Annotated in this window: 24 protein-coding genes; 3 read left to right on the plus strand and 21 right to left on the minus strand. The window is 71.1% G+C overall.

From position 1 onward, the window contains the following. Window positions 1-214: 214 nt before the first annotated feature. The 3 genes from alr to HFV08_RS05065 all read right to left on the minus strand — a co-directional run bounded on the left by alr (window position 215) and on the right by HFV08_RS05065 (window position 3,588). A complete protein-coding gene (alr, locus tag HFV08_RS05055) occupies window positions 215-1,363 on the minus strand; it encodes an alanine racemase (protein WP_168536260.1) in 1,149 nt (382 codons plus the stop codon). Window positions 1,364-1,711: 348 nt separating this feature from the next. Then, window positions 1,712-3,148, minus strand: coding sequence for an NAD(P)H-hydrate dehydratase (locus HFV08_RS05060; protein WP_168536262.1), 1,437 nt, complete (start codon window positions 3,146-3,148; stop codon window positions 1,712-1,714). 71 nt (window positions 3,149-3,219) lie between these two features. Next, on the minus strand, window positions 3,220-3,588 hold the full coding sequence (locus HFV08_RS05065; protein ID WP_168536264.1) for a holo-ACP synthase: 369 nt from the start codon (window positions 3,586-3,588) through the stop codon (window positions 3,220-3,222). 312 nt (window positions 3,589-3,900) lie between these two features. Here HFV08_RS05065 and coaA point away from each other — a divergent pair, with 312 nt between their 5' ends. Both coaA and HFV08_RS05075 read left to right on the plus strand, forming a co-directional pair. Next, window positions 3,901-4,890, plus strand: a complete 990-nt coding sequence (coaA, locus tag HFV08_RS05070) for a type I pantothenate kinase (protein WP_168536266.1) — start codon at window positions 3,901-3,903, stop codon at window positions 4,888-4,890. A 43-nt stretch (window positions 4,891-4,933) separates the two neighbouring features. Continuing rightward, window positions 4,934-5,914 (plus strand): DUF389 domain-containing protein, encoded by a 981-nt coding sequence (locus HFV08_RS05075; RefSeq protein WP_168536268.1) that lies wholly within the window; start codon window positions 4,934-4,936, stop codon window positions 5,912-5,914. Window positions 5,915-6,028: 114 nt separating this feature from the next. Here the strand turns inward: HFV08_RS05075 and glmM are convergent, their stop codons facing one another. The 3 genes from glmM to rplM all read right to left on the minus strand — a co-directional run bounded on the left by glmM (window position 6,029) and on the right by rplM (window position 8,634). Next, a complete protein-coding gene (gene glmM / locus HFV08_RS05080) occupies window positions 6,029-7,387 on the minus strand; it encodes a phosphoglucosamine mutase (RefSeq protein WP_168536270.1) in 1,359 nt (452 codons plus the stop codon). A gap of 236 nt (window positions 7,388-7,623) precedes the next feature. Beyond that, window positions 7,624-8,148, minus strand: coding sequence for a 30S ribosomal protein S9 (gene rpsI, locus HFV08_RS05085; protein WP_040252724.1), 525 nt, complete (start codon window positions 8,146-8,148; stop codon window positions 7,624-7,626). A 42-nt stretch (window positions 8,149-8,190) separates the two neighbouring features. Next, the gene (rplM, locus tag HFV08_RS05090; protein ID WP_168536272.1) at window positions 8,191-8,634 is read right to left on the minus strand and encodes a 50S ribosomal protein L13; all 444 of its coding nucleotides are present in this window, start codon (window positions 8,632-8,634) and stop codon (window positions 8,191-8,193) included. A gap of 341 nt (window positions 8,635-8,975) precedes the next feature. On the opposite strand from rplM, the gene HFV08_RS05095 reads away from it, so the two are divergent. Further along, a complete protein-coding gene (locus tag HFV08_RS05095) occupies window positions 8,976-10,151 on the plus strand; it encodes a hypothetical protein (RefSeq protein ID WP_210429845.1) in 1,176 nt (391 codons plus the stop codon). A gap of 40 nt (window positions 10,152-10,191) precedes the next feature. Here HFV08_RS05095 and truA read toward each other — a convergent pair whose 3' ends face one another. The 15 genes from truA to rplF all read right to left on the minus strand — a co-directional run bounded on the left by truA (window position 10,192) and on the right by rplF (window position 20,220). Continuing rightward, window positions 10,192-11,046, minus strand: a complete 855-nt coding sequence (gene truA, locus HFV08_RS05100) for a tRNA pseudouridine(38-40) synthase TruA (protein ID WP_168536274.1) — start codon at window positions 11,044-11,046, stop codon at window positions 10,192-10,194. Between the two features lie 115 nt (window positions 11,047-11,161). Continuing rightward, entirely contained in the window at window positions 11,162-11,665 is a 504-nt protein-coding gene (gene rplQ, locus HFV08_RS05105; protein ID WP_168536276.1) for a 50S ribosomal protein L17, read from the minus strand. A gap of 143 nt (window positions 11,666-11,808) precedes the next feature. Then, a complete protein-coding gene (locus HFV08_RS05110; protein WP_040252716.1) occupies window positions 11,809-12,831 on the minus strand; it encodes a DNA-directed RNA polymerase subunit alpha in 1,023 nt (340 codons plus the stop codon). Between the two features lie 168 nt (window positions 12,832-12,999). After that, window positions 13,000-13,404, minus strand: coding sequence for a 30S ribosomal protein S11 (rpsK, locus tag HFV08_RS05115; protein ID WP_003948617.1), 405 nt, complete (start codon window positions 13,402-13,404; stop codon window positions 13,000-13,002). Between the two features lie 96 nt (window positions 13,405-13,500). Then, window positions 13,501-13,881: a 30S ribosomal protein S13 gene (rpsM, locus tag HFV08_RS05120; RefSeq protein ID WP_040252714.1), complete on the minus strand. Its 381-nt coding sequence runs from the start codon at window positions 13,879-13,881 to the stop codon at window positions 13,501-13,503. Between the two features lie 217 nt (window positions 13,882-14,098). Next, window positions 14,099-14,212: a 50S ribosomal protein L36 gene (gene rpmJ, locus HFV08_RS05125; protein ID WP_003948619.1), complete on the minus strand. Its 114-nt coding sequence runs from the start codon at window positions 14,210-14,212 to the stop codon at window positions 14,099-14,101. A 68-nt stretch (window positions 14,213-14,280) separates the two neighbouring features. Next, window positions 14,281-14,502, minus strand: coding sequence for a translation initiation factor IF-1 (gene infA, locus HFV08_RS05130; RefSeq protein WP_003948620.1), 222 nt, complete (start codon window positions 14,500-14,502; stop codon window positions 14,281-14,283). Window positions 14,503-14,709: 207 nt separating this feature from the next. Further along, window positions 14,710-15,546, minus strand: a complete 837-nt coding sequence (gene map, locus HFV08_RS05135; protein ID WP_168536278.1) for a type I methionyl aminopeptidase — start codon at window positions 15,544-15,546, stop codon at window positions 14,710-14,712. Between the two features lie 197 nt (window positions 15,547-15,743). Next, complete coding sequence (locus HFV08_RS05140) at window positions 15,744-16,409, minus strand: adenylate kinase (protein ID WP_168536280.1); 666 nt, start codon at window positions 16,407-16,409, stop codon at window positions 15,744-15,746. Further along, window positions 16,409-17,722 (minus strand): preprotein translocase subunit SecY, encoded by a 1,314-nt coding sequence (secY, locus tag HFV08_RS05145; protein ID WP_168536575.1) that lies wholly within the window; start codon window positions 17,720-17,722, stop codon window positions 16,409-16,411. Before secY ends, HFV08_RS05140 begins: the two co-directional genes overlap by 1 nt. Before the next feature lie 258 nt (window positions 17,723-17,980). Beyond that, complete coding sequence (gene rplO / locus HFV08_RS05150) at window positions 17,981-18,436, minus strand: 50S ribosomal protein L15 (protein ID WP_168536282.1); 456 nt, start codon at window positions 18,434-18,436, stop codon at window positions 17,981-17,983. A 2-nt stretch (window positions 18,437-18,438) separates the two neighbouring features. Beyond that, window positions 18,439-18,621, minus strand: a complete 183-nt coding sequence (gene rpmD, locus HFV08_RS05155; protein WP_168536284.1) for a 50S ribosomal protein L30 — start codon at window positions 18,619-18,621, stop codon at window positions 18,439-18,441. Next, complete coding sequence (gene rpsE, locus HFV08_RS05160; protein WP_005481208.1) at window positions 18,621-19,229, minus strand: 30S ribosomal protein S5; 609 nt, start codon at window positions 19,227-19,229, stop codon at window positions 18,621-18,623. Before rpsE ends, rpmD begins: the two co-directional genes overlap by 1 nt. A 64-nt stretch (window positions 19,230-19,293) precedes the next feature. Beyond that, window positions 19,294-19,677, minus strand: a complete 384-nt coding sequence (gene rplR, locus HFV08_RS05165) for a 50S ribosomal protein L18 (RefSeq protein ID WP_040252699.1) — start codon at window positions 19,675-19,677, stop codon at window positions 19,294-19,296. 3 nt (window positions 19,678-19,680) lie between these two features. Then, the gene (gene rplF, locus HFV08_RS05170; protein WP_168536286.1) at window positions 19,681-20,220 is read right to left on the minus strand and encodes a 50S ribosomal protein L6; all 540 of its coding nucleotides are present in this window, start codon (window positions 20,218-20,220) and stop codon (window positions 19,681-19,683) included. Window positions 20,221-20,230: the final 10 nt, after the last annotated feature.

Here is a 20,230-nt window from a genome sequence, read left to right on the forward strand (position 1 = left end):
CTCCGCCTGTCCCGTACCCCGTCACCCGCGCATGCCCGCGTTCGCGGGAACCCTGTCGATCATCCTGGGGCCCGCGCCGCTCTGTCCACAGCGTGTTGGCTCACATCTGATCGGCATATTTTTGGGTGGAGTGAGGATCGGCCCGGGTGCCGATGGGGGTGGACAACCATCGGCGAGCGGCGCGACCGGCAGCCGACGACCGGCCCGGACGCGGCTAGACGCCCGAGTAGACCCGCGGCACCCGGGGACTGATCCGCGTGACGATCTCGTACGCGATGGTGCCCGCGGCCTGGGCCCAGTCCTCCGCGGTGGGTTCGCCGCGGTCGCCGGGGCCGAAGAGGACCACCTCGTCCCCGGCCCGCGGGGTGTCGCCGCCGAGGTCGACGACGAACTGGTCCATCGCCACCCGGCCCGCGACGGTACGGAGTTTGCCGCCGACCAGGACGGGACCGGTGCCCGAGGCGTGCCGCGGGACGCCGTCGCCGTAGCCGACCGGGACCAGGCCGAGGGTGGTCTCGCCGGGGGTGACGTAGTGGTGCCCGTAGCTGACGCCGTGGCCGCCGGGCACCTGCTTGACCAGGGCGAGCGCGGCGGTCAGGCGCATGACGGGCCGGAGGTCGAAGTCCGCCGGGACGCCGATCTCGGGGCTCGGGGAGATGCCGTACAGGGAGATCCCGGGGCGCACCAGGTCGAAGTGGGAGTCCGGGACGGTCAGGGTGGCGGGCGAGTTGGCGAGGTGGCGCACCTCGGGGCGCAGGCCCTGGGCCTCAGCGTAGGCGGTCATCTCACGGAAGAGGGCGAGCTGGGCGGCGATGGAGGGGTGGCCCGGCTCGTCGGCGCAGGCGAAGTGGGACCAGAGCCCGGTGACCCGGATCAGCCCCTCGGCCTCGGCGCGGCGGGCGGCGACGACGAGTTCCGGCCAGTCGGCGGGCTGGCTGCCCGCGCGGCCGAGACCGGTGTCGGCCTTCAGCTGGACGAGCGCGGTCCGGCTCGCGGTGCGGGCCGCGGCCACCACCTCGTCCATCGCCCACATCCCGCTCACCGAGACGTCGATCCCGGCCTCGACCGCCTCGCGCCAGGGCCCGCCCGGGGTCCAGAGCCAGCACAGGATCCGGGCGTCGTCCCGGCCGATTCCGGCCGCCCGCAGGGCGAGCGCCTCCTCGGGCGTCGCGGTGCCGATCCACTCGGCGCCCGCCGCCAGGGCGGCCCGGGCGCAGGGCAGCATGCCGTGCCCGTACCCGTCGGCCTTGACGACGGCCATGAAGGCGGCACCGGGGGCGTGGGCGCGCAGGCTGCGGACATTGGCCCGCAGGGCGGCAAGGTCGATCTCGGCGCGGGCGCGCAACGGGGCAGTTTCAGTCATCGCGCCCTCAGTCTCTCAGAGCCCGGGGCCCGCACCGGCCGCCCGGACGCGGTTCCGGTCGCCCGCCCGTCGCCCACCCCAGGCGCCCGCACGTCGCGCACCACCGGTTCCCTTCCCGGACGCGGTTCCGGTCACCCGCCCATCGCGCACCCCAGGCGCCCGCACGTCGCGCACCACCGGCCCCCATCCCGAGCGCGCTGCCCGGCCCGCCCCCGGCCCGCAGCCCCCGGCCGTCGCACACCACCGTCCCTCGCCCGTCAGGCACCACCGGTTCCCGCCCGTCGCACACCACCGGCCCCCGCCCCGGGCGCGCTGCCCGCCCCCGTCCCGCAGCCGCCGCCCGCCCCCCTACTCCCCCCGCACATCCCGCCAGGCCGCCCCCAGTGCCTCGGCCACCTGGAAGGCGTGGGCCGGGGCGCCGTCCGCGGCGAAGCGTCCGGCGAGGCCGTGCAGATAGGCGCCGACCGAGGCGGCGTCGAGGCCGTCGAGCCCGGCGGCGAGCAGCGAGCCGGCGAGACCGGAGAGGACGTCCCCGCTCCCGGCGGTGGCGAGCCAGGGCGTGCCGGTCGGGTTGACCCGGACCGGCCCCCCGGCGGGTCCGGCGACCAGGGTGGTGGACCCCTTGAGCAGGGCGGTGGCCCCGAAGCGGTCGGCGAGGGCGCGGACCGAGGCGAGGCGGGCGGACTCGACCTCCGCGCGGCCGGTGCCGAGCAGGGCGGCGGCCTCCCCGGCGTGCGGGGTGAGCACGGTCGGCGCGGTCCTGGCCCGTACCGCCGCGGCCTCGGCGTGGCGCAGCCCGTCCGCGTCGACGAGCACCGGGACGTCCGCGGCGAGGATCTCCGCCACCGCCTCGGCGTTCTCGCCGATGCCGGGGCCGACCACCCAGGACTGCACCCGCCCGGCCCTGGCGGGCGGCCCGGCGCTGACCAGGGTCTCGGGGAAGCGGGCGAGGACGGCCTCGGCGGCCGGTCCGACATAGCGGACCGCCCCGGCCCCGCCGTGCAGGGCACCGGCGACCGCGAGCACGGCGGCCCCCGGATAGCGCGCGGACCCGGCGACCACCCCGACCACCCCGCGCCGGTACTTGTCGCTCTCCGCGGAGGGCGCGGGCAGCAGCGCCCGGACGTCGGCGTACTGCAGGGCCTGGACCGCGGGCGCCTCAGGCAGGTCGAGGCCGATCTCCACGAGCCGTACGGCGCCCGCGTGCTCCCGCCCCGGGTCGACGAGCAGCCCCGGCTTGTAGGTGCCGAAGGTGACCGTGGCGTCCGCGCGGAAGGCCTCGCCGGGCACCTCGCCGGTGTCCGCGTCCACACCGCTCGGCAGGTCCACGGCGAGCAGTACGGCCCCCGACTCCCGTGCCGCGCGGGCGAGCCCGGCCGCCTCGGGGCGCAGCCCGCCGCGGCCGCCGATGCCGGTGATGCCGTCCAGGACCAGGTCCGCCCGGGCGATCTCGGCGGCGCCGCCCCCGGGGCCGCGGACCACCCTGCCGCCCGCGCGGCGCAGGGCCGTGAGCCCGCCGGGGTGCGCCCGCTCGGGGGCGAGCAGGACGGCGGTGACCCCGGCGCCCCGGCGGGCCAGCCGGGCGCCCGCGTACAGGGCGTCGCCGCCGTTGTCCCCGCTGCCCACCAGGAGGACCACCCGGGCCCCGTACACCCTGGTCAGCAGTTCGGCCGCGGCGGCGGCGAGTCCGGCCGCCGCCCGGCCCATCAGGGTGCCCTCGGGCAGCCGTGCCATCAGCTCCCGCTCGGCGGCCCGTACCGTCTCGGCCTCGTACGCGCTCCGCATGCCCAGCCCTCCGTGTCCGTTGCCCTCCGTGCCCGTTCCCGGCCCCGGGCGGCCGTCCGCCCGCGCCCGGCTCAGCCCTCCGCGATCACCACGGCCGAGGCGACGCCCGCGTCATGGCTCAGCGAGATATGCCAGGAGCGGACGCCGAGTGCGGCGGCGCGGCGGGCCACGGTGCCCTCGACCCGCAGCCGCGGGCGGCCGCTGTCCTCCACCCAGACCTCGGCGTCCGTCCACTTGAGGCCCGCGGGGGCGCCGAGCGCCTTGGCGAGCGCCTCCTTGGCGGCGAACCGGGCGGCGAGCGAGGCGATACCGCGGCGCTCCCCGCTCGGCAGGATCAACTCGGCCGGGAGGAAGAGGCGTTGGGCCATCGAGGGGGTGCGTTCCAGTGAGGCGCGGAACCGGTCGATCTCCGCCACGTCGATGCCCACCCCGATGATCACGCGCGCTCCCGTTCCTCTCCGGCCCCTCAGGACCCGCCCCGCCGCCGCGGCCCGCCGCGCCGGCCCGCCGCCTGCTGCGGCGCCCCCGATCGTACGGCCGCCCCGGGTACCGGTCCGCCGGAGCACGGCGGGCGGGACGGCCCCTCGGCCCGGCCGCCCGCCGACGCGCTCCACGATTACGCCCATACCGGCACCCTACGGGCGCATCGCCCGCGTTTCCCGCCCGGCGCCGACCCCTCACCGGCGCCCCGCACCCCCGAAGGTGACGCACCCCACCCTTCGCTCCCGCCATACAGCCGTAACAATGAACTGGTGATCTCACCGGTCTCCTCGCCGCCCAGGAACCCGCACCGGCCCCGGCCGGAGGCGACTCCCTACGTCGACCTCACCCGCGCCGAGTGGAGCGCCCTGCGCGAGAAGACCCCGCTGCCGCTGAGCGCGGCGGAGGTGGAGCAGCTGCGCGGGCTCGGCGACGTCATCGACCTCGACGAGGTGCGCGACATCTATCTGCCGCTGTCCCGGCTGCTCAACCTCTACGTGGGCGCCACCCACGGACTGCGCGGCGCGCTCAACACCTTCCTCGGCGAGAAGGGCTCCCAGTCGGGCACCCCCTTCGTCATCGGCGTCGCGGGCTCGGTCGCCGTCGGCAAGTCCACGGTCGCCCGCCTCCTCCAGGCGCTGCTCGCGCGCTGGCCCGAGCACCCGCGCGTCGAACTGGTCACCACGGACGGCTTCCTGCTGCCGATGCGGGAGCTGCGCGAGCGCGGCCTGGTCTCCCGCAAGGGCTTCCCGGAGTCCTACGACCGGCGGGCGCTGACCCGCTTCGTCGCCGACATCAAGGCCGGCAAGGACGAGGTCACCGCCCCCGTCTACTCCCACCTGATCTACGACATCGTCCCCGACCAGAAGCTGGTCGTGCGCCGGCCCGACATCCTCATCGTGGAGGGCCTCAACGTCCTGCAGCCCGCCCTGCCCGGCAAGGACGGCCGCACCCGGGTGGGCCTCGCGGACTACTTCGACTTCAGCGTGTACGTGGACGCCCGCGCCGAGGACATCGAGCGCTGGTACCTGAACCGCTTCCGCCAGCTGCGCGCCACCGCCTTCCAGGACCCCTCCTCGTACTTCCGCAAGTACACCGAGGTCTCCGAGGAGGAGGCGCTCACCTACGCGCGCACCACCTGGCGCACCATCAACAAGCCGAACCTGCTTGAGAACGTCGCCCCCACCCGGGGCCGCGCCGCCCTGGTCGTGCGCAAGGGCCCGGACCACAAGGTCCAGCGGCTGAGCCTGCGCAAGCTCTGAGCCGGGACCGCCGCCCGGCCCGGCGCCCGCGTAGTCTGCGCGCATGCTGCACCTGCGTGTGATCTGCCCCGCCGAGCGCACCGAGGAGGTGGTGCGCCTGGCCGAGGCCTCCGTCGGCACCGCCCACCTGGTGGTCCTGCCGGGGGCCGCCCGCAACCCGGCCGGGGACCTGGTGCTCTGCGATGTGGCCCGGGAGGCCGCCGAGCACCTGCTGCGCGGGCTGCGCGAACTCGGCATCCCGGACAGCGGCGCGGTCAGCGTGGAGGACGTGGACCTGACCCTGTCCCGGCGCGCGGACAAGGCGGAGGCCGAGGCGCCGGGCGAGGCGGCCGACGCGGTGCTGTGGGAGGAGCTGACCGAGGCGACCCACGAGGAGTCCACGCTCAGCGTCACCTATCTGGCCTTCCTCACCCTCGCCATGATGATCGCCGCCTGCGGTGTGGTCCTGGACAACGCGATCCTCATCGTCGGCGCGATGGCGGTCGGCCCAGAGTTCGGCCCGCTCGCCGGGATCTGCACGGCCCTCGCGCGCCCCGCCCCGCGGCTCGCGGCCCGCTCGCTGACCGCGCTGCTGGTCGGCTTCGCGGTGGCGATGCTGGTCACCGTCGGCTTCAGCTACTTCATGGACTGGGTCGGCCTGTTCAGCGACACCAAGCTGGACGCGGAGCGCCCCAACACCAACTTCATCTACCGCCCGGACTGGTTCTCCTTCGTGGTCGCCGTCCTCGCGGGCTGCGCCGGCACCCTCTCGCTGACCTCCGCCAAATCGGGCGCCCTGGTCGGCGTCGCCATCTCGGTGACCACGGTCCCGGCCGCCTCGAACGCGGCCGTCGCCTTCAGCGTGGACGAGTACCACCAGGCCTGGGGCTCCACCGAGCAGCTGCTGCTCAACATGGTCGGCATCGTCCTCGCGGGCACCTGCACCCTGCTGCTGCAGAAGGCCCTCTGGGCGGGCACCCACGGGCGCCGCCCGCTGCCGGGCCACTTCCCGGGCGCGCACCCGGCCTCCCGCAAGGACCCCTGAGCACGCGGGCCCGCACCCGCTCCCGCACCCGCTCACGTACGCCAAAAGCCGCGCCCCGCACGGCAGTTGCCGTACGGGGCGCGGCCCGGCGGAAGGCGCGGACGCGGAACCGGCTCAGCCCAGCGCGGACTTGACCACGTCGGCGAGGCGGGCGGCCACCGCGCGGGCCTGGTCGATGTCGGCGGCCTCGACCATCACCCGCACCAGCGGCTCGGTGCCCGAGGGGCGCAGCAGCACCCGGCCGGTGGCACCGAGGGTGCGCTCGGCCTCGGCGACGGCGGTGGCCAGCTCGGCGGAGGTGGTGACCCGGGTCTTGTCCACATCGGGGACGTTGACCAGGACCTGCGGCAGCCGCTCCATGACGCCCGCGAGCTCGGCCAGGCTCCGGCCGGTCTCCGCGACGCGGGCCGCGAGCAGCAGCCCGGTCAGGGTGCCGTCGCCGGTGGTGGCGTGGTCGAGGATGATGACGTGCCCGGACTGCTCGCCGCCGAGGGCGAAGCCGTGCCGCTTCATCTCCTCCAGGACGTAGCGGTCGCCGACGGCGGTCTGCACCAGGCTCAGTCCCTCGCGCTCCAGGGCGAGCTTGAAGCCGAGGTTGGACATCACGGTGGCCACCACGGTGTCCTCGCGCAGCACCCCCCGCTCACGCATGCCGAGCGCGAGCACCGCGAGGATCTGGTCCCCGTCGATCTCCGCGCCGGTGTGGTCCACGGCCAGGCAGCGGTCGGCGTCCCCGTCGTGCGCGATGCCGAGGTCGGCGCCCTGCTCGACGACGGCCGCCTTCAGCAGGTCGAGGTGGGTGGAGCCGCAGCCCTCGTTGATGTTGAGGCCGTCCGGCTCGGCGCCGATGGTGACGATCTCGGCCCCGGCCCGGGCGAAGGCGGCGGGCGAGACCCGGGAGGCGGCGCCGTGCGCCTCGTCCAGGACGATCTTCAGCCCGTCGAGCCGGTTGGGCAGCACCCCGAGCAGATGCGCCGTGTACTGCTCGACGCCCTCGGTGTACGGGGTGACCCGGCCGACCCCGGCTCCGGTCGGGCGGTCCCAGGGGGCGCCGGTGCGGTGCTCCTCGTAGACGGACTCGATGCGGTCCTCCAGCTCGTCGGCGAGCTTGTGGCCACCACGGGCGAAGAACTTGATGCCGTTGTCCGGCATGGCGTTGTGGCTGGCGGAGAGCATCACGCCGAGATCCGCGCCGAGCACGCCGGTCAGATGGGCCACGGCCGGGGTGGGCAGCACGCCGACCCGCAGCACATCGACCCCGGCGCTGGCCAGGCCCGCCACCACGGCGGCCTCCAGGAACTCCCCGGACGCGCGGGGATCCCTGCCCACCACGGCCTTGGGCCGGTGGCCTGCGAAGGTGCCCGCCTCGGCGAGTACATGGGCCGCCGCCACGGAGAGGCCGAGCGCGAGCTCGACCGTCAGATCCGCATTGGCGACACCGCGCACGCCGTCCGTGCCGAAGAGTCGTCCCACTGGTGTCCTCCGAACTTTCTCACTGCTCGCTGAAGCGCCGTCCGGGCGGCCCGTCCGCCCCGGGGAGAGTCGTCCGCTCTCGCAGGGTGGTCGGAAATCATTCGAACATGCAAGCCTTGAAGCGCCTTGTGTCGCTATACGTCCACATACACCCAAGGTCTGCCACAAACGAACGCCCCGGCGGCACAGCGTGCCGCCGGGGCGAACGGAAGTACAGGAAAGGCGTAATCCTGTGATCAGCGCTTGCTGTACTGCGGGGCCTTGCGGGCCTTCTTCAGACCGGCCTTCTTGCGCTCGACCGCGCGGTCGTCGCGCTTGAGGAAGCCGGCCTTCTTGAGGGCGCCGCGGTTGTTGTCGACGTCGGCCTCGTTGAGGGCGCGGGCGACACCGAGGCGCAGGGCTCCGGCCTGACCGGAGACACCGCCGCCGGCGATGCGGGCGACGACGTCGTAACGGCCTTCGAGTTCGAGCACCTTGAAGGGCTCGTTGACTTCCTGCTGGTGCACCTTGTTCGGGAAGTAGTCCTCGAGGGTGCGACCGTTGATCTTCCACTTGCCGGTGCCCGGGACGATCCGGACACGGGCGATGGCGTTCTTGCGGCGGCCCAGTCCGGCGGCCGGCTGGGGCTCACCGAAACGCGAGGCCAGCGACTCGGACGTGTACTCGCCCTCGACGGGGACCTCGGTCTCGGAGGTGTACTGCTCGGTGTGCTCGACGTCGGTTTCCTCGACGAGCGGCTGCTCAGCGGTGGTCTCGGCCACGATGCTCCTCAGATTCTGTTCAGTCTTAGGGGGTGGCCGGGATTACTGCGCGACCTGGGTGATCTCGAACGGCACCGGCTGCTGGGCAGCGTGCGGGTGCGACTCGCCCGAGTAGACCTTCAGCTTCGAGAGCATCTGACGGCCCAGGGTGTTCTTGGGGAGCATGCCCTTGACGGCCTTCTCCACGGCCTTCTCGGGGTTGTTCGTGAGGAGGTCGTCGTAGCGGACGCTGCGCAGACCGCCCGGGTAACCGGAGTGGCGGTAGGCGAGCTTCTGGGTCCGCTTGTTGCCGGAGAGGTGCACCTTGTCGGCGTTGATGATGACGACGAAGTCACCGGTGTCGACGTGGGGCGCGTAGATCGGCTTGTGCTTGCCGCGCAGGAGGGAGGCGGCAGTGGTTGCCAGACGACCCAGGACAACATCCTGGGCGTCGATGACGTGCCACTGGCGCGTCACATCGCCGGGCTTGGGGCTGTACGTACGCACGGTCGTAGCCTTCGCTTCTTCTGTGGTGGATGCCGCCGCACCCGTGAGAGGGGTACGGAGACAGGGTCCTGTTCAAGGTCACCACGGACGATCACGACAGCCATGACCGCGGCGGTCGACGCAAACCGCCTGCAGGTCGCTGGTCATCGGCCCGGTGGACCGGCGTAACGGCGAGCTCACGTGAGTTTGAGCGCACCAGAACGCATAACAAAAGAGCAGACTACCCGCGCCGCCCCGGAAGGGTCAAAACGCGGACCGGGCGGCCCCCTGCCCCGGCCCTGCGGCGAATCCTCACCCGCCCGGCGCACCGCTCAGGGCCCGCCCGCTCTAGGATGCGCCCCATGAGCTTTGGGCAGGGGGGACCCCCGCGGGGTCCGGGCGACCCGGGTCAGCAGCCGGGCCGGGGCGGGGCCCAGCAGAACCCGCAGCAGAACAGCGGCCAGGGTTACGGCTACCCGCAGCAGGGCGGCGGCTACGGCTACCCCCAGCAGCAGCCGCAGGGGTACGGCTACCCCCCGCAGCAGAGCGGCGGCGGTTACGGCTACCCCCCGCAGGACAGCGGCCAGGGCTACGGCTACCCCCAGCAGAACAGCGGCGGCTACGGCTACCCGCCCCAGCAGCAGGCGCCGCCCCCTCAGCAGCACGGGCAGCAGGGGCAGCAGCAGTACGGGCAGCAGCCGGACCAGGGGAACCGGTGGCAGCGGCCCGGCGGCGACGGCACCCCGGACTGGGGCGCCCTCGCCGAGGCCTCCGAGTCGCGCGCCCGCAGGCGCAAGTGGCTGATCGCGGGCGCCGCGGGCCTGGCCACCGTGCTGATAGGCGTGGGTGTGGCGGTCGGCGTGGTCTCGGCCAACGGGGACAGCGAGGCCTCCGACGACCCGAGCGGCAAGCTGCCCGGCACCGCGGACATCCCCAGCGACACCAGCAGGCCGGGCCCCTCCTTCGAGGCGACCACCCCTCCCCCGCCGCCGGACCCGATGGACTACATCTCCAGCGCGAAGAAGGACAAGGCGCCGCTCAGCCCCGGGACCCTCTTCCCGGGCACCAAGCTGACCAAGGGCGACCGGGTCTACCGGAAGGGCCCGGTCCGCGACACCAAGAAGTGCGCCGAGGCCACCCGCGGCGAGCTCGGCGGGGTGCTCACCAAGAACAAGTGCACCCGCATGATCCGCGCCGCCTACACCCGCGAGGGCGTCTCGGTCACCATCGGCGTCGCCGTCTTCGACACCGCGGCCCAGGCCGCCAAGGTCGTCCAGCAGGCCGAGGACGGCAACATCGTCTCGCTGACCGGCAAGCCGGTGGGCACCTACTGCCGCTCCGGCGTCTGCCGCGACACCGTCAACGCCCACGGCCGGTACGCCTACTTCAGCATCTCGGGCTTCACCAGCGGCAAGGACGTCACCAAGAAGGACCGCGAGGTCTACCGCGTCGGCGACGACCTGCGCGTCTTCACCTACAACCAGATCAACCGGCGCGGCGAGGCCCAGGCCTCGGCGGCGGCCGAGGCACCCCAGTAGCCCGGCACCCCGGCGGGGCACTTTCGCGCGCCGGGCGGGCTCAGCAGCAGCCCGCCCCCGGCAGCGTCCGCCGGTTGCGCGCCTCCAGGTTCCGGGCGGCCAGCAACTCGTCCGCGGGATAGCCGACTTCCTCCAGGGTGAGCCCGTGCGGCCGCACCACGTGCACCGCCGAGTCCCGTACGCCCGCGGCGAGCACCCGGCCCGGCCAGTCCGGCTCCCGGTGCCCGTCCCCGACGAAGAGCAGCGCCCCGATCAGCGAGCGCACCATGTTGTGGCAGAAGGCGTCCGCCCGCACCGTGGCCGTGACGATGCCGTCCGCGTCCCGTACCAGGCTCAGCTCCTGGAGCGTGCGGATGGTCGTCGCGCCCTCGCGCTTCTTGCAGTAGGCGGCGAAGTCGTGCTCGCCGAGCAGCGCCCGGGCCGCCTCGTTCATCGCCGCGACGTCCAGCGGCCAGTCGTGCCACAGGACATGGCCGCGCAGCAGCGGGTCGACGCCGCCGGGGTGGTCGGTGATCCGGTAGGCGTAGCGCCGCCAGATCGCCGAGAAGCGGGCGTTGAACCCGCCGGGCGCCTCGTCCGCGCGCCAGATCCGTACGTCCTTGGGCAGCCGTCCGGCCAGCCGCTTGAGCAGCTTCTCGCGGTGCTCGGCCCAGAGCGCGGCGGGCAGGTCGACATGGGCCACCTGTCCGCGGGCGTGCACCCCGGAGTCGGTGCGCCCGGCCACGGTCAGCTCGAAGCCCCGCTCGGCGCGCGTCACCACCCGCAGCGCGTCCTCGATCTCGCCCTGCACGGTGCGCCGCCCCCCGGCCTGCTTCGCCCAGCCGGAGAACTCCCGGCCGTCGTAGCTCAGATCAAGCCGCACCCGTACGAAGCCGGGCTCCACCTCGTCCGCCACCTTCCGGGGCCTCCTGTCCATCCGCCCGGCCACCGCGCCGGGTCCAGCGGGTCCGCGCATGGCACGGGCCCGTACCCCGGGAGGGATACGGGCCCATGCGACGCGTTCAGAACGCTCAGGCGTCCTTGGCGTCCTCGGCCGGAGCCTCGGCGTCGTCCTTCTTCAGGTCCGCGGCCGGGGCCTCGTCCTGCTTCTGGGCGTCTTCCTTGACCGCGCGCTTGGTCGCGGCCTCGGCCTCACCGGTGGCCTGCTGGGCCACGGTCAGGGCCTCCACCAGCTCGATGACGGCCATGGGCGCGTTGTCGCCACGGCGGTTACCGATCTTGGTGATACGGGTGTAGCCACCCGGGCGGTTCTCGTACCGCGGGCCGATCTCCGTGAAGAGCGTGTGCACGATGCTCTTGTCGGTGATGACCTGGAGCACCTGGCGGCGGTTGTGAAGGTCGCCCTTCTTCGCCTTGGTGACCAGACGCTCGGCGTAGGGCCGCAGACGGCGGGCCTTCGCCTCGGTGGTGGTGATGCGGCCGTGCTCGAAGAGCGACTTCGCGAGGTTCGCGAGAAGCAGCTTCTCGTGCGCGGCGCTGCCGCCAAAACGGGCACCCTTGGTGGGCTTCGGCATGGTGTTGCTCCTTCAGGTCTGCACCGGCCGTATCAGGTACCGGTGTCAGTGTCCGCGCGGGCGAGTGCCCGGCGGAGATCCGGGCGGACCCGGAAGTCTGCGCCCGCGGAGCACCCGGTGAGGGCGCCCCGCGGACAGACAGCTCAGTACTGCTCGGTCTCCACGAAACCGGTGTCGCCCTCGTCGTCCGCACCGAAGGCGTCCGCCGCGGCGGTCGGGTCGAATCCGGGCGGGCTGTCCTTGAGCGCGAGGCCCATCCCGGCCAGCTTCGCCTTGACCTCGTCGATCGACTTGGCACCGAAGTTGCGGATGTCGAGCAGGTCGGCCTCGGAGCGCGCGACCAGTTCACCCACGGAGTGGATGCCCTCACGCTTGAGGCAGTTGTACGAGCGGACCGTGAGCTCCAGCTCCTCGATCGGCAGCGCGAGATCGGCGGCGAGGGCGGCATCCGTCGGGGACGGGCCCATGTCGATGCCCTCGGCGTCGATGTTGAGCTCGCGGGCCAGGCCGAAGAGCTCGACCAGGGTCTTGCCCGCGGAGGCCATGGCGTCCCGGGGGCGCATGGCCTGCTTGGTCTCGACGTCGACGATGAGCTTGTCGAAGTCGGTGCGCTGCTCGACTCGGGTCGCCTCGACCTTGTAGGTGACCTTGAGGACCGGGCTGTAGATGGAGTCGACCGGGATCCGGCCGATCTCCTGGCCCAGCTGCTTGTTCTGCACGGCGGAGACGTAGCCGCGGCCGCGCTCGACGGTCAGCTCCATCTCCAGCTTGCCCTTGCCGTTGAGCGTGGCGAGGACCAGGTCGGGGTTGTGGACCTCGACACCGGCCGGGGGCGCGATGTCGGCGGCGGTGACCAGACCCGGGCCCTGCTTGCGCAGGTACATCACGACCGGCTCGTCGTGCTCCGAGGAGACGACCAGCTGCTTGATGTTGAGGATCAGGTCGGTGACGTCCTCCTTGACGCCCGGCACGGTGGTGAACTCGTGCAGGACACCGTCGATGCGGATGGACGTGACCGCCGCACCCGGGATCGAGGAGAGGAGCGTACGGCGGAGCGAGTTGCCGAGGGTGTAGCCGAAGCCCGGCTCCAGCGGCTCGATCACGAACCGGGAGCGGAACTCGTCGACGACCTCTTCGGTCAACGAGGGACGCTGAGCGATCAGCATGAAGTGATTCCTTCAGTCAGGGGCACCCGCTATTTGATGCCCGACTTCCCGGACCGAGGTCCGGGTTCCACTTGCAAGGGTACGGGCGGCACGGCCCCGCGAGGGAGTCGTACCGCCCGATGACCCGGAAGCTGCGCTGTGGACGGGGCCGGGATCCGGCCCCGGGCCTCAGACGCGCCGGCGCTTGGGCGGACGGCAGCCGTTGTGCGGGGTGGGGGTGACGTCCTGGATCGAGCCGACCTCGAGGCCGGTGGCCTGGAGGGAGCGGATCGCGGTCTCACGGCCGGAGCCGGGACCCTTGACGAAGACGTCGACCTTGCGCATGCCGTGCTCCTGCGCGCGGCGGGCGGCCGACTCGGCGGCCATCTGCGCGGCGAAGGGGGTGGACTTGCGCGAGCCCTTGAAGCCGACGTGGCCGGCGGAGGCCCAGGAGATCACGTTGCCCGTGGGGTCGGTGATCGAGACGATCGTGTTGTTGAACGTGCTCTTGATGTGCGCGTGGCCGTGAGCGACGTTCTTCTTTTCCTTGCGGCGCACCTTCTTGGCAGCGCCCTGACGTCCCTTGGGGGGCATGTCTTAACTCCTACGGGAGGTGGTCGGTCCTACAGCGAAGACCGCTGGTACGCGGTGGTCCGGACGAGAGCCGGACACCGCCGAGTCCGCTGCGGACTACTTCTTGCCCGGCTTCTTCTTGCCGGCGATGGCGCGACGCGGGCCCTTGCGGGTGCGGGCGTTGGTGCTGGTGCGCTGACCGTGCACGGGCAGGCCACGGCGGTGACGCAGACCCTGGTAGCAGCCGATCTCGACCTTGCGGCGGATGTCGGCCTGAACCTCGCGGCGGAGGTCACCCTCGGTCTTGAGGTTGGCGTCCACGTACTCGCGGATCTTGACCAGCTCCTCCTCGGAGAGGTCACGCACGCGGGTGTTGGGGTTCACGCCGGTCTCGACCAGCGTCTTCTGCGACAGGGTCCGGCCGATGCCGAACACGTAGGTGAGGGCGACCTCCACACGCTTGTCGCGCGGGATGTCGACACCGGAAACGCGTGCCATTCAATGGCTCCAGTTGATTCGCGGAGGTCTTCCACAAGGCCGCTCCCGACCCGCCGGCCGTCTCCCTCGCGGGAAGACGAAGTGCGGTACGGACGGGTCCCCGGCCTCCGACCGGGGGTGTCGCCACTCCGAGGACGCGATGCCTCGGAAGTTCAGACGGGCCCTGCGTATTTTCTTTGCTTGCGTCGCGCGAAGTTCTGCGGAGTGCAGACCTGCGTCAGCCCTGGCGCTGCTTGTGGCGCGGGTTGTCGCAGATGATCATGACTCGGCCGTGACGGCGAATCACCCTGCACTTGTCGCAGATCTTCTTGACGCTCGGCTTGACCTTCATGGGTGTGAGGTTCTCCGGGTCAGTGCCAGCAACCCCGCCACCGGACGGCAGCGGGGTACGGGCAAGATCTACTTGTACCGGTAGACGATCCGGCCACGGGTCAGGTCGTACGGAGACAGCTCCACCACGACCCGGTCGTCAGGGAGGATACGGATGTAGTGCATACGCATCTTGCCGCTGATGTGTGCCAGGACCTGGTGGCCGTTCTGGAGCTCGACCTTGAACATGGCGTTCGGAAGAGACTCGACGACAGTGCCCTCGATCTCGATGGCACCTTGCTTCTTGGCCACGCTTCGCCCTTCGAATCGACTACCTTGATCGGCCCCGCCCCCTGACCATCCCCGTGAAGAGGACATGCAGGGACACGCGAGCCGACGAGTCAGTCTACGTCAGCGTCGAAGGAAAAACGAAATCGTGCGGCAAGAGAACAGGCTTCCCGCTCCCGGCGATCCTTAATCACCCCCGGGAACGGGCCGGAGCCCGGGCCGGGACCGCCCTCAGCCCAGCGGATCGGGCGCCGGAGTCACCCCGTAGGCCGCCAGCCGCTCCCGGCCGCAGTCGGGGGCGGTGAGGACCAGCGGGCCCTGCTCGGTGATGGCCACCGAGTGCTCCCAGTGCGAGGACCAGCTGTCGTCCAGGGTGAGGACGGTCCAGTCGTCGGAGAGGGTCTTGGTCTTCGGGGTGCCGAGCGAGACCATCGGCTCGATCGCCAGGCACATCCCGGGCACCAGCTTCGGACCGCGGCCGCGGCGGCGCTCCACGTAGTTCAGCAGGTGCGGGTCCATGTGCATCTGGGTGCCGATGCCGTGGCCGCCGTAGTCCTCGATGATCCCGTACTTGCCGCCGCCCGGGCGCGGCTGGCGGCGGATGAAGGTCTCCACCGCGCGCGAGATGTCGACGAGCCGGTTGCCGGTCCTCATCGCGGCGATCCCGGCCCACATGGACTCCTCGGTCACCCGGGACAGCTCCGTCAGCTCGGGGGCGTGGCCGCTGCCGACGAAGGCGGTGAAGGCGGCGTCGCCGTGCCAGCCGTCCACGATGGCGCCGGCGTCGATGGAGATGATGTCGCCGTCCTTGAGCACGACGTCCGGGCTCGGGATGCCGTGCACGACGACCTCGTTGGGCGAGGTGCAGATGGTCGCCGGAAAGCCGCCGTAGCCGAGGAAGTTGGACTTCGCGCCGTGCTCCGCGAGCACCTTGCGCGCCACGTCGTCCAGGTCCTTGGTGCTCGCCCCCGGCACCGCCGCCTCGCGGGTGGCCCGGTGGATCTCGGCGACGACCAGCCCCGCCTCACGCATCTTCGCGATCTGCTCGGGGGTCTTGATCTCCACCATGGGGGCGTCGCCTCTTCGTCTCGGTACGGATCCGCGCGCACCCTGCGCGCGGCGCGGCCACCGCGGGCCGCAACCACCCATTGTGCACCGGCGCGCGGCGGTCCCGGCCGTCGGCGGGGCTCCGGGCCCCCGGCGCACGGCACGGGGAAGGCCGCGGCCCCCGAGGGACCGCGGCCTTCCTCACAGCTGTGGCGCGGCTACTGCGCGGCGGTCTTCGCCGTCTGCAGGGCGTCCATCGCGCGCTTGGTGACCTCGTCCACCTTGCCGAGCGCGGGGATCGTGACGACCAGGCCCTGGGCCCGGTAGTAGTCGATGATCGGCTCGGTCTGCGTGTGGTAGACCTCCAGGCGCTTGCGGACGGTCTCCTCGCTGTCGTCCTCGCGCTGGTAGAGCTCGCCGCCGCAGACGTCGCAGACGCCGTCCTTCTTGGGCGCGCTGTACGTCACATGGAAGACGTGCGCCGAGTCCTTGCGGCAGATGCGGCGGCCGGCGATGCGCTTGACCACCTCGTCCTCGGGGACCTCCAGGTCGAGCACCGCGTCCAGCCGCATGCTCGCGTCCCTCAGCGTCTCGTCGAGCGCCTCGGCCTGGGACACATTGCGCGGGAAGCCGTCGAGCAGGAAGCCGTTCTCCGCGTCCGGCTGGTCCATGCGGTCCTTGGCCATCCCGATGGTGACCTCGTCGGGCACCAGATTCCCGGCGTCCATATAGGCCTTGGCCTGCTTGCCCAGCTCCGTGCCCTGGCTGATGTTGGCGCGGAAGAGGTCGCCCGTGGAGATGTGCGGAATCGACAGGTTCTTGGCCAGGAACGCGGCCTGCGTTCCCTTACCGGCGCCAGGCGGCCCGACGAGGACGATACGCATCAGCGGAGGAACCCTTCGTAATTGCGCTGCTGGAGCTGGCTCTCGATCTGCTTCACCGTCTCGAGGCCGACACCCACGATGATGAGGATGCTGGTCCCGCCGAAGGGGAAGTTCTGGTTTGCCCCGAAACCAACCAACGCCATCGTCGGCACAAGAGCGATCAGGCCCAGATACAGCGAACCCGGCCAGGTGATCCGGTTGAGTACGTAGCTCAGGTACTCAGCGGTCGGTCGGCCAGCCCGGATGCCCGGGATGAAGCCACCATACTTCTTCATGTTGTCCGCGACTTCCTCGGGGTTGAACGAGATCGCCACATAGAAGAAGGCGAAGAACACGATCAACAGGAAGTACATGGTGATGTAAATCGGGTGGTCGCCCTTGGTGAGGTTCTGCTCGATCCAGGACTTCCAGCCGGACTTGTCATCCGAGAACTGCGCGATGAGCGCCGGAATGTAGAGCAGCGACGAGGCGAAGATGACAGGAATCACACCCGCCTGGTTCACCTTGAGCGGGATGTACGTGGACGTACCCCCGTAGGACCGGCGGCCGATCATCCGCTTCGCGTACTGCACGGGGATGCGGCGCTGCGCCTGCTCGACGAAGACCACCAGGCCGACCATCACCAGGCCGACCAGGATCACGGTGCCGAACTCGATCCAGCCGCCGGCCAGGCTGCCCTGCTGCTTGATGGCCCACAGCGCGCTCGGGAAGGTCGCGGCGATCGAGATGAACATCAGGATGGACATGCCGTTGCCGATGCCGCGGTCGGTGATCAGCTCACCGAGCCACATGACCATGGCCGTACCGGCGGTCATCGTGATGACCATGGTGACGGTGACGAAGATCGACTGGTCCGGGACGATGTCGCCGGCCACCGGGCAGCCCTGGAAGAGCGCGCCGCTGCGGGCGGTGGCCACCAGGCCGGTGCCCTGCAGGATGGCGAGCGCCACCGTCAGGTAGCGGGTGTACTGCGTGATCTTCGCGGTACCCGACTGGCCTTCCTTCTTCAGGGCCTCCAGGCGCGGGATCACCACGGTCAGCAGCTGCAGAATGATGCTCGCCGTGATGTACGGCATGATGCCCAGCGCGAAGATGGTGATCTGAAGCAGCGCGCCACCACTGAACATGTTGACCAGACCGAAGAGACCGCTGTTGCCTTCAGCGATGTCCATGCAGGTCTGGACGTTCTTGTAGTCGACACCGGGGATCGGGATATGCGTACCGACCCGGTAGATGACGATGATGGCCAGCGTGAAGAGCAGCTTCTTGCGCAGGTCGGGCGTCTTGAACGCCCGGGCGAACGCGGTGAGCACGGTGCCTCCTGCGACCCCCGCGCTCATGCGTCAGAGGTGACGGTCTTGAGGTTCGACGATTGGGTACAGCCGGTGTTGGGCGGACCCGCCCGCTCGACTCGCCTTTCGGGCAGGCCGATCGGGCAGGGGTGTGCACCCAACCCCTTATAGCAACAGCGCACGCAACCTTACCTGCGACTGTGCCCCCCTTGGAACGACCAACCGGGGATACCCCTTATGTGGGGTATCCCCGGTCGGGATCGCTCATGTCACTCGGGCTCAGACGAGCTCGGTGACGGTACCGCCGGCGGCGGTGATCTTCTCCTTGGCGGAGCCGGAGACGGCGTCGACCGTCACCTGCAGCGCCACCGAGAGCTCGCCCTGGCCGAGGACCTTGACGAGGCTGTTCTTGCGGACCGCACCCTTGTCGACCAGGTCGGCAACGGTGACCTCGCCGCCCTCGGGGTAGAGGGAGGCGAGCTTGTCCAGGTTCACGACCTGGTACTCGGTCTTGAACGGGTTCTTGAAGCCCTTGAGCTTCGGGAGACGCATGTGGAGGGGCATCTGGCCACCCTCGAAGCGCTCCGGAACCTGGTAACGGGCCTTGGTGCCCTTGGTGCCACGACCGGCCGTCTTACCCTTCGAGGCCTCACCGCGACCGACACGGGTCTTCGCGGTCTTGGCTCCGGGGGCGGGACGGAGGTTGTGGATCTTGAGCGGGTTCTGCTCCGCCATGATCAGTCGACCTCCTCGACCGTCACGAGGTGGCGGACGTGGCGCACCATGCCGCGGAACTCGGGGCGGTCCTCCTTGACGACCACGTCGTTGACCCTCTTCAGGCCAAGCGAACGCAGCGTTTCACGGTGGTTCTGCTTGCTGCCGATGTACGACTTCGTCTGCGTGATCTTGAGGCGGGCCATTACGCAGCACCCGCTCCCGCACGCGCACGCAGCAGGGCCGCGGGGGCGACGTCCTCGAGGGGCAGACCGCGGCGGGCCGCGATCTCCTCGGGACGCTGCAGGCCCTTGAGGGCCGCCACGGTGGCGTGCACGATGTTGATCGCGTTGGACGAGCCGAGCGACTTCGACAGGATGTCGTGCACACCGGCGCACTCGAGCACGGCACGCACCGGGCCACCGGCGATGACGCCGGTACCGGGGGAAGCAGGCTTGAGCAGGACGACGCCCGCGGCCTTCTCGCCCGTGATCGGGTGCGGGATGGTGCCCTGGATACGGGGGACCTTGAAGAAGTGCTTCTTGGCCTCCTCCACACCCTTGGCGATGGCGGCCGGCACCTCCTTGGCCTTGCCGTAACCGACACCCACGGTGCCGTCACCGTCGCCCACCACGACCAGCGCGGTGAAGCTGAAGCGACGACCACCCTTCACAACCTTGGCGACGCGGTTGATCGCGACAACGCGCTCAACGTACGCGGTCTTCTCGGCGGCAGCAGCGCCGCCGTCACGGCCCTTCCGGTCCCGCCGCTCGCCGCCACCGGCACCGCTGCCGCGGCGCTGGGGTCCAGCCATTGGAATTACCTCTCTCTGTTTCCGCTAGCTACGCAGCAACAAAAGTCGCTGCTGCGACGGGGGCTCAGAACTTGAGCCCGGCTTCGCGGGCGGCGTCCGCCAGGGCGGCGATGCGCCCCGCGTACTGGTTGCCACCGCGGTCGAATACGACGGCCTCGACACCCGCGGCCTTGGCGCGCTCGGCGACGAGCGCGCCGACCTTGCCGGCCTGCGCGGACTTGTCGTCCTCGCCGCTGCGGATCGACGTGTCCAGGGTCGACGCCGACGCCAGGGTGTGACCCTTGATGTCGTCGATGACCTGGGCCACGATGTGGCGGTTCGAGCGCGTCACGACGAGGCGCGGACGCTCGGCCGTACCCGAGATCCTCTTGCGGATGCGGATGTGGCGGCGCTTGATGGCAGCGCCCTTGTAGGCCTTGCCCTTGGCGATCTTCACACCGTATGCCATGGCTTACTTACCCGCCTTTCCGACCTTGCGGCGGATGACTTCGCCCTCGTACTTGACGCCCTTGGCCTTGTACGGGTCGGGCTTGCGCAGCTTGCGGATGTTGGCCGCAACCTCGCCGACCTTCTGCTTGTCGATGCCCTCGACCGAGAGCTTGGTCGGGGACTCCACCTTGAAGGTGATGCCCTCCGGGGCCTCGACCAGGATCGGGTGGCTGTAGCCCAGCGAGAACTCCAGGTTGGAGCCCTTCGCGAGGACGCGGTAGCCGACACCGCTGATCTCGAGCTTCTTCACGTATCCCTGGGTCACACCGGTGATCATGTTCGCCACCAGCGTGCGGGACAGGCCGTGCAGGGCCTTGTTCTGACGCTCGTCGTTGGGGCGGGTGACGTTGAGAACGCCGTCCTCACCCTTGGCGATGCCGATCGGCTGCACGATCGTGTGGGAGAGGGAGCCCTTGGGACCCTTCACACTCACGGTGCTGCCGTCGATGGTGACGTCCACGCCGGTGGGAACCGGGATGGGGAGCTTGCCGATGCGCGACATTGCTATTCCT

Source organism: Streptomyces physcomitrii (assembly GCF_012273655.1).
Taxonomy (GTDB): domain Bacteria; phylum Actinomycetota; class Actinomycetes; order Streptomycetales; family Streptomycetaceae; genus Streptomyces; species Streptomyces physcomitrii.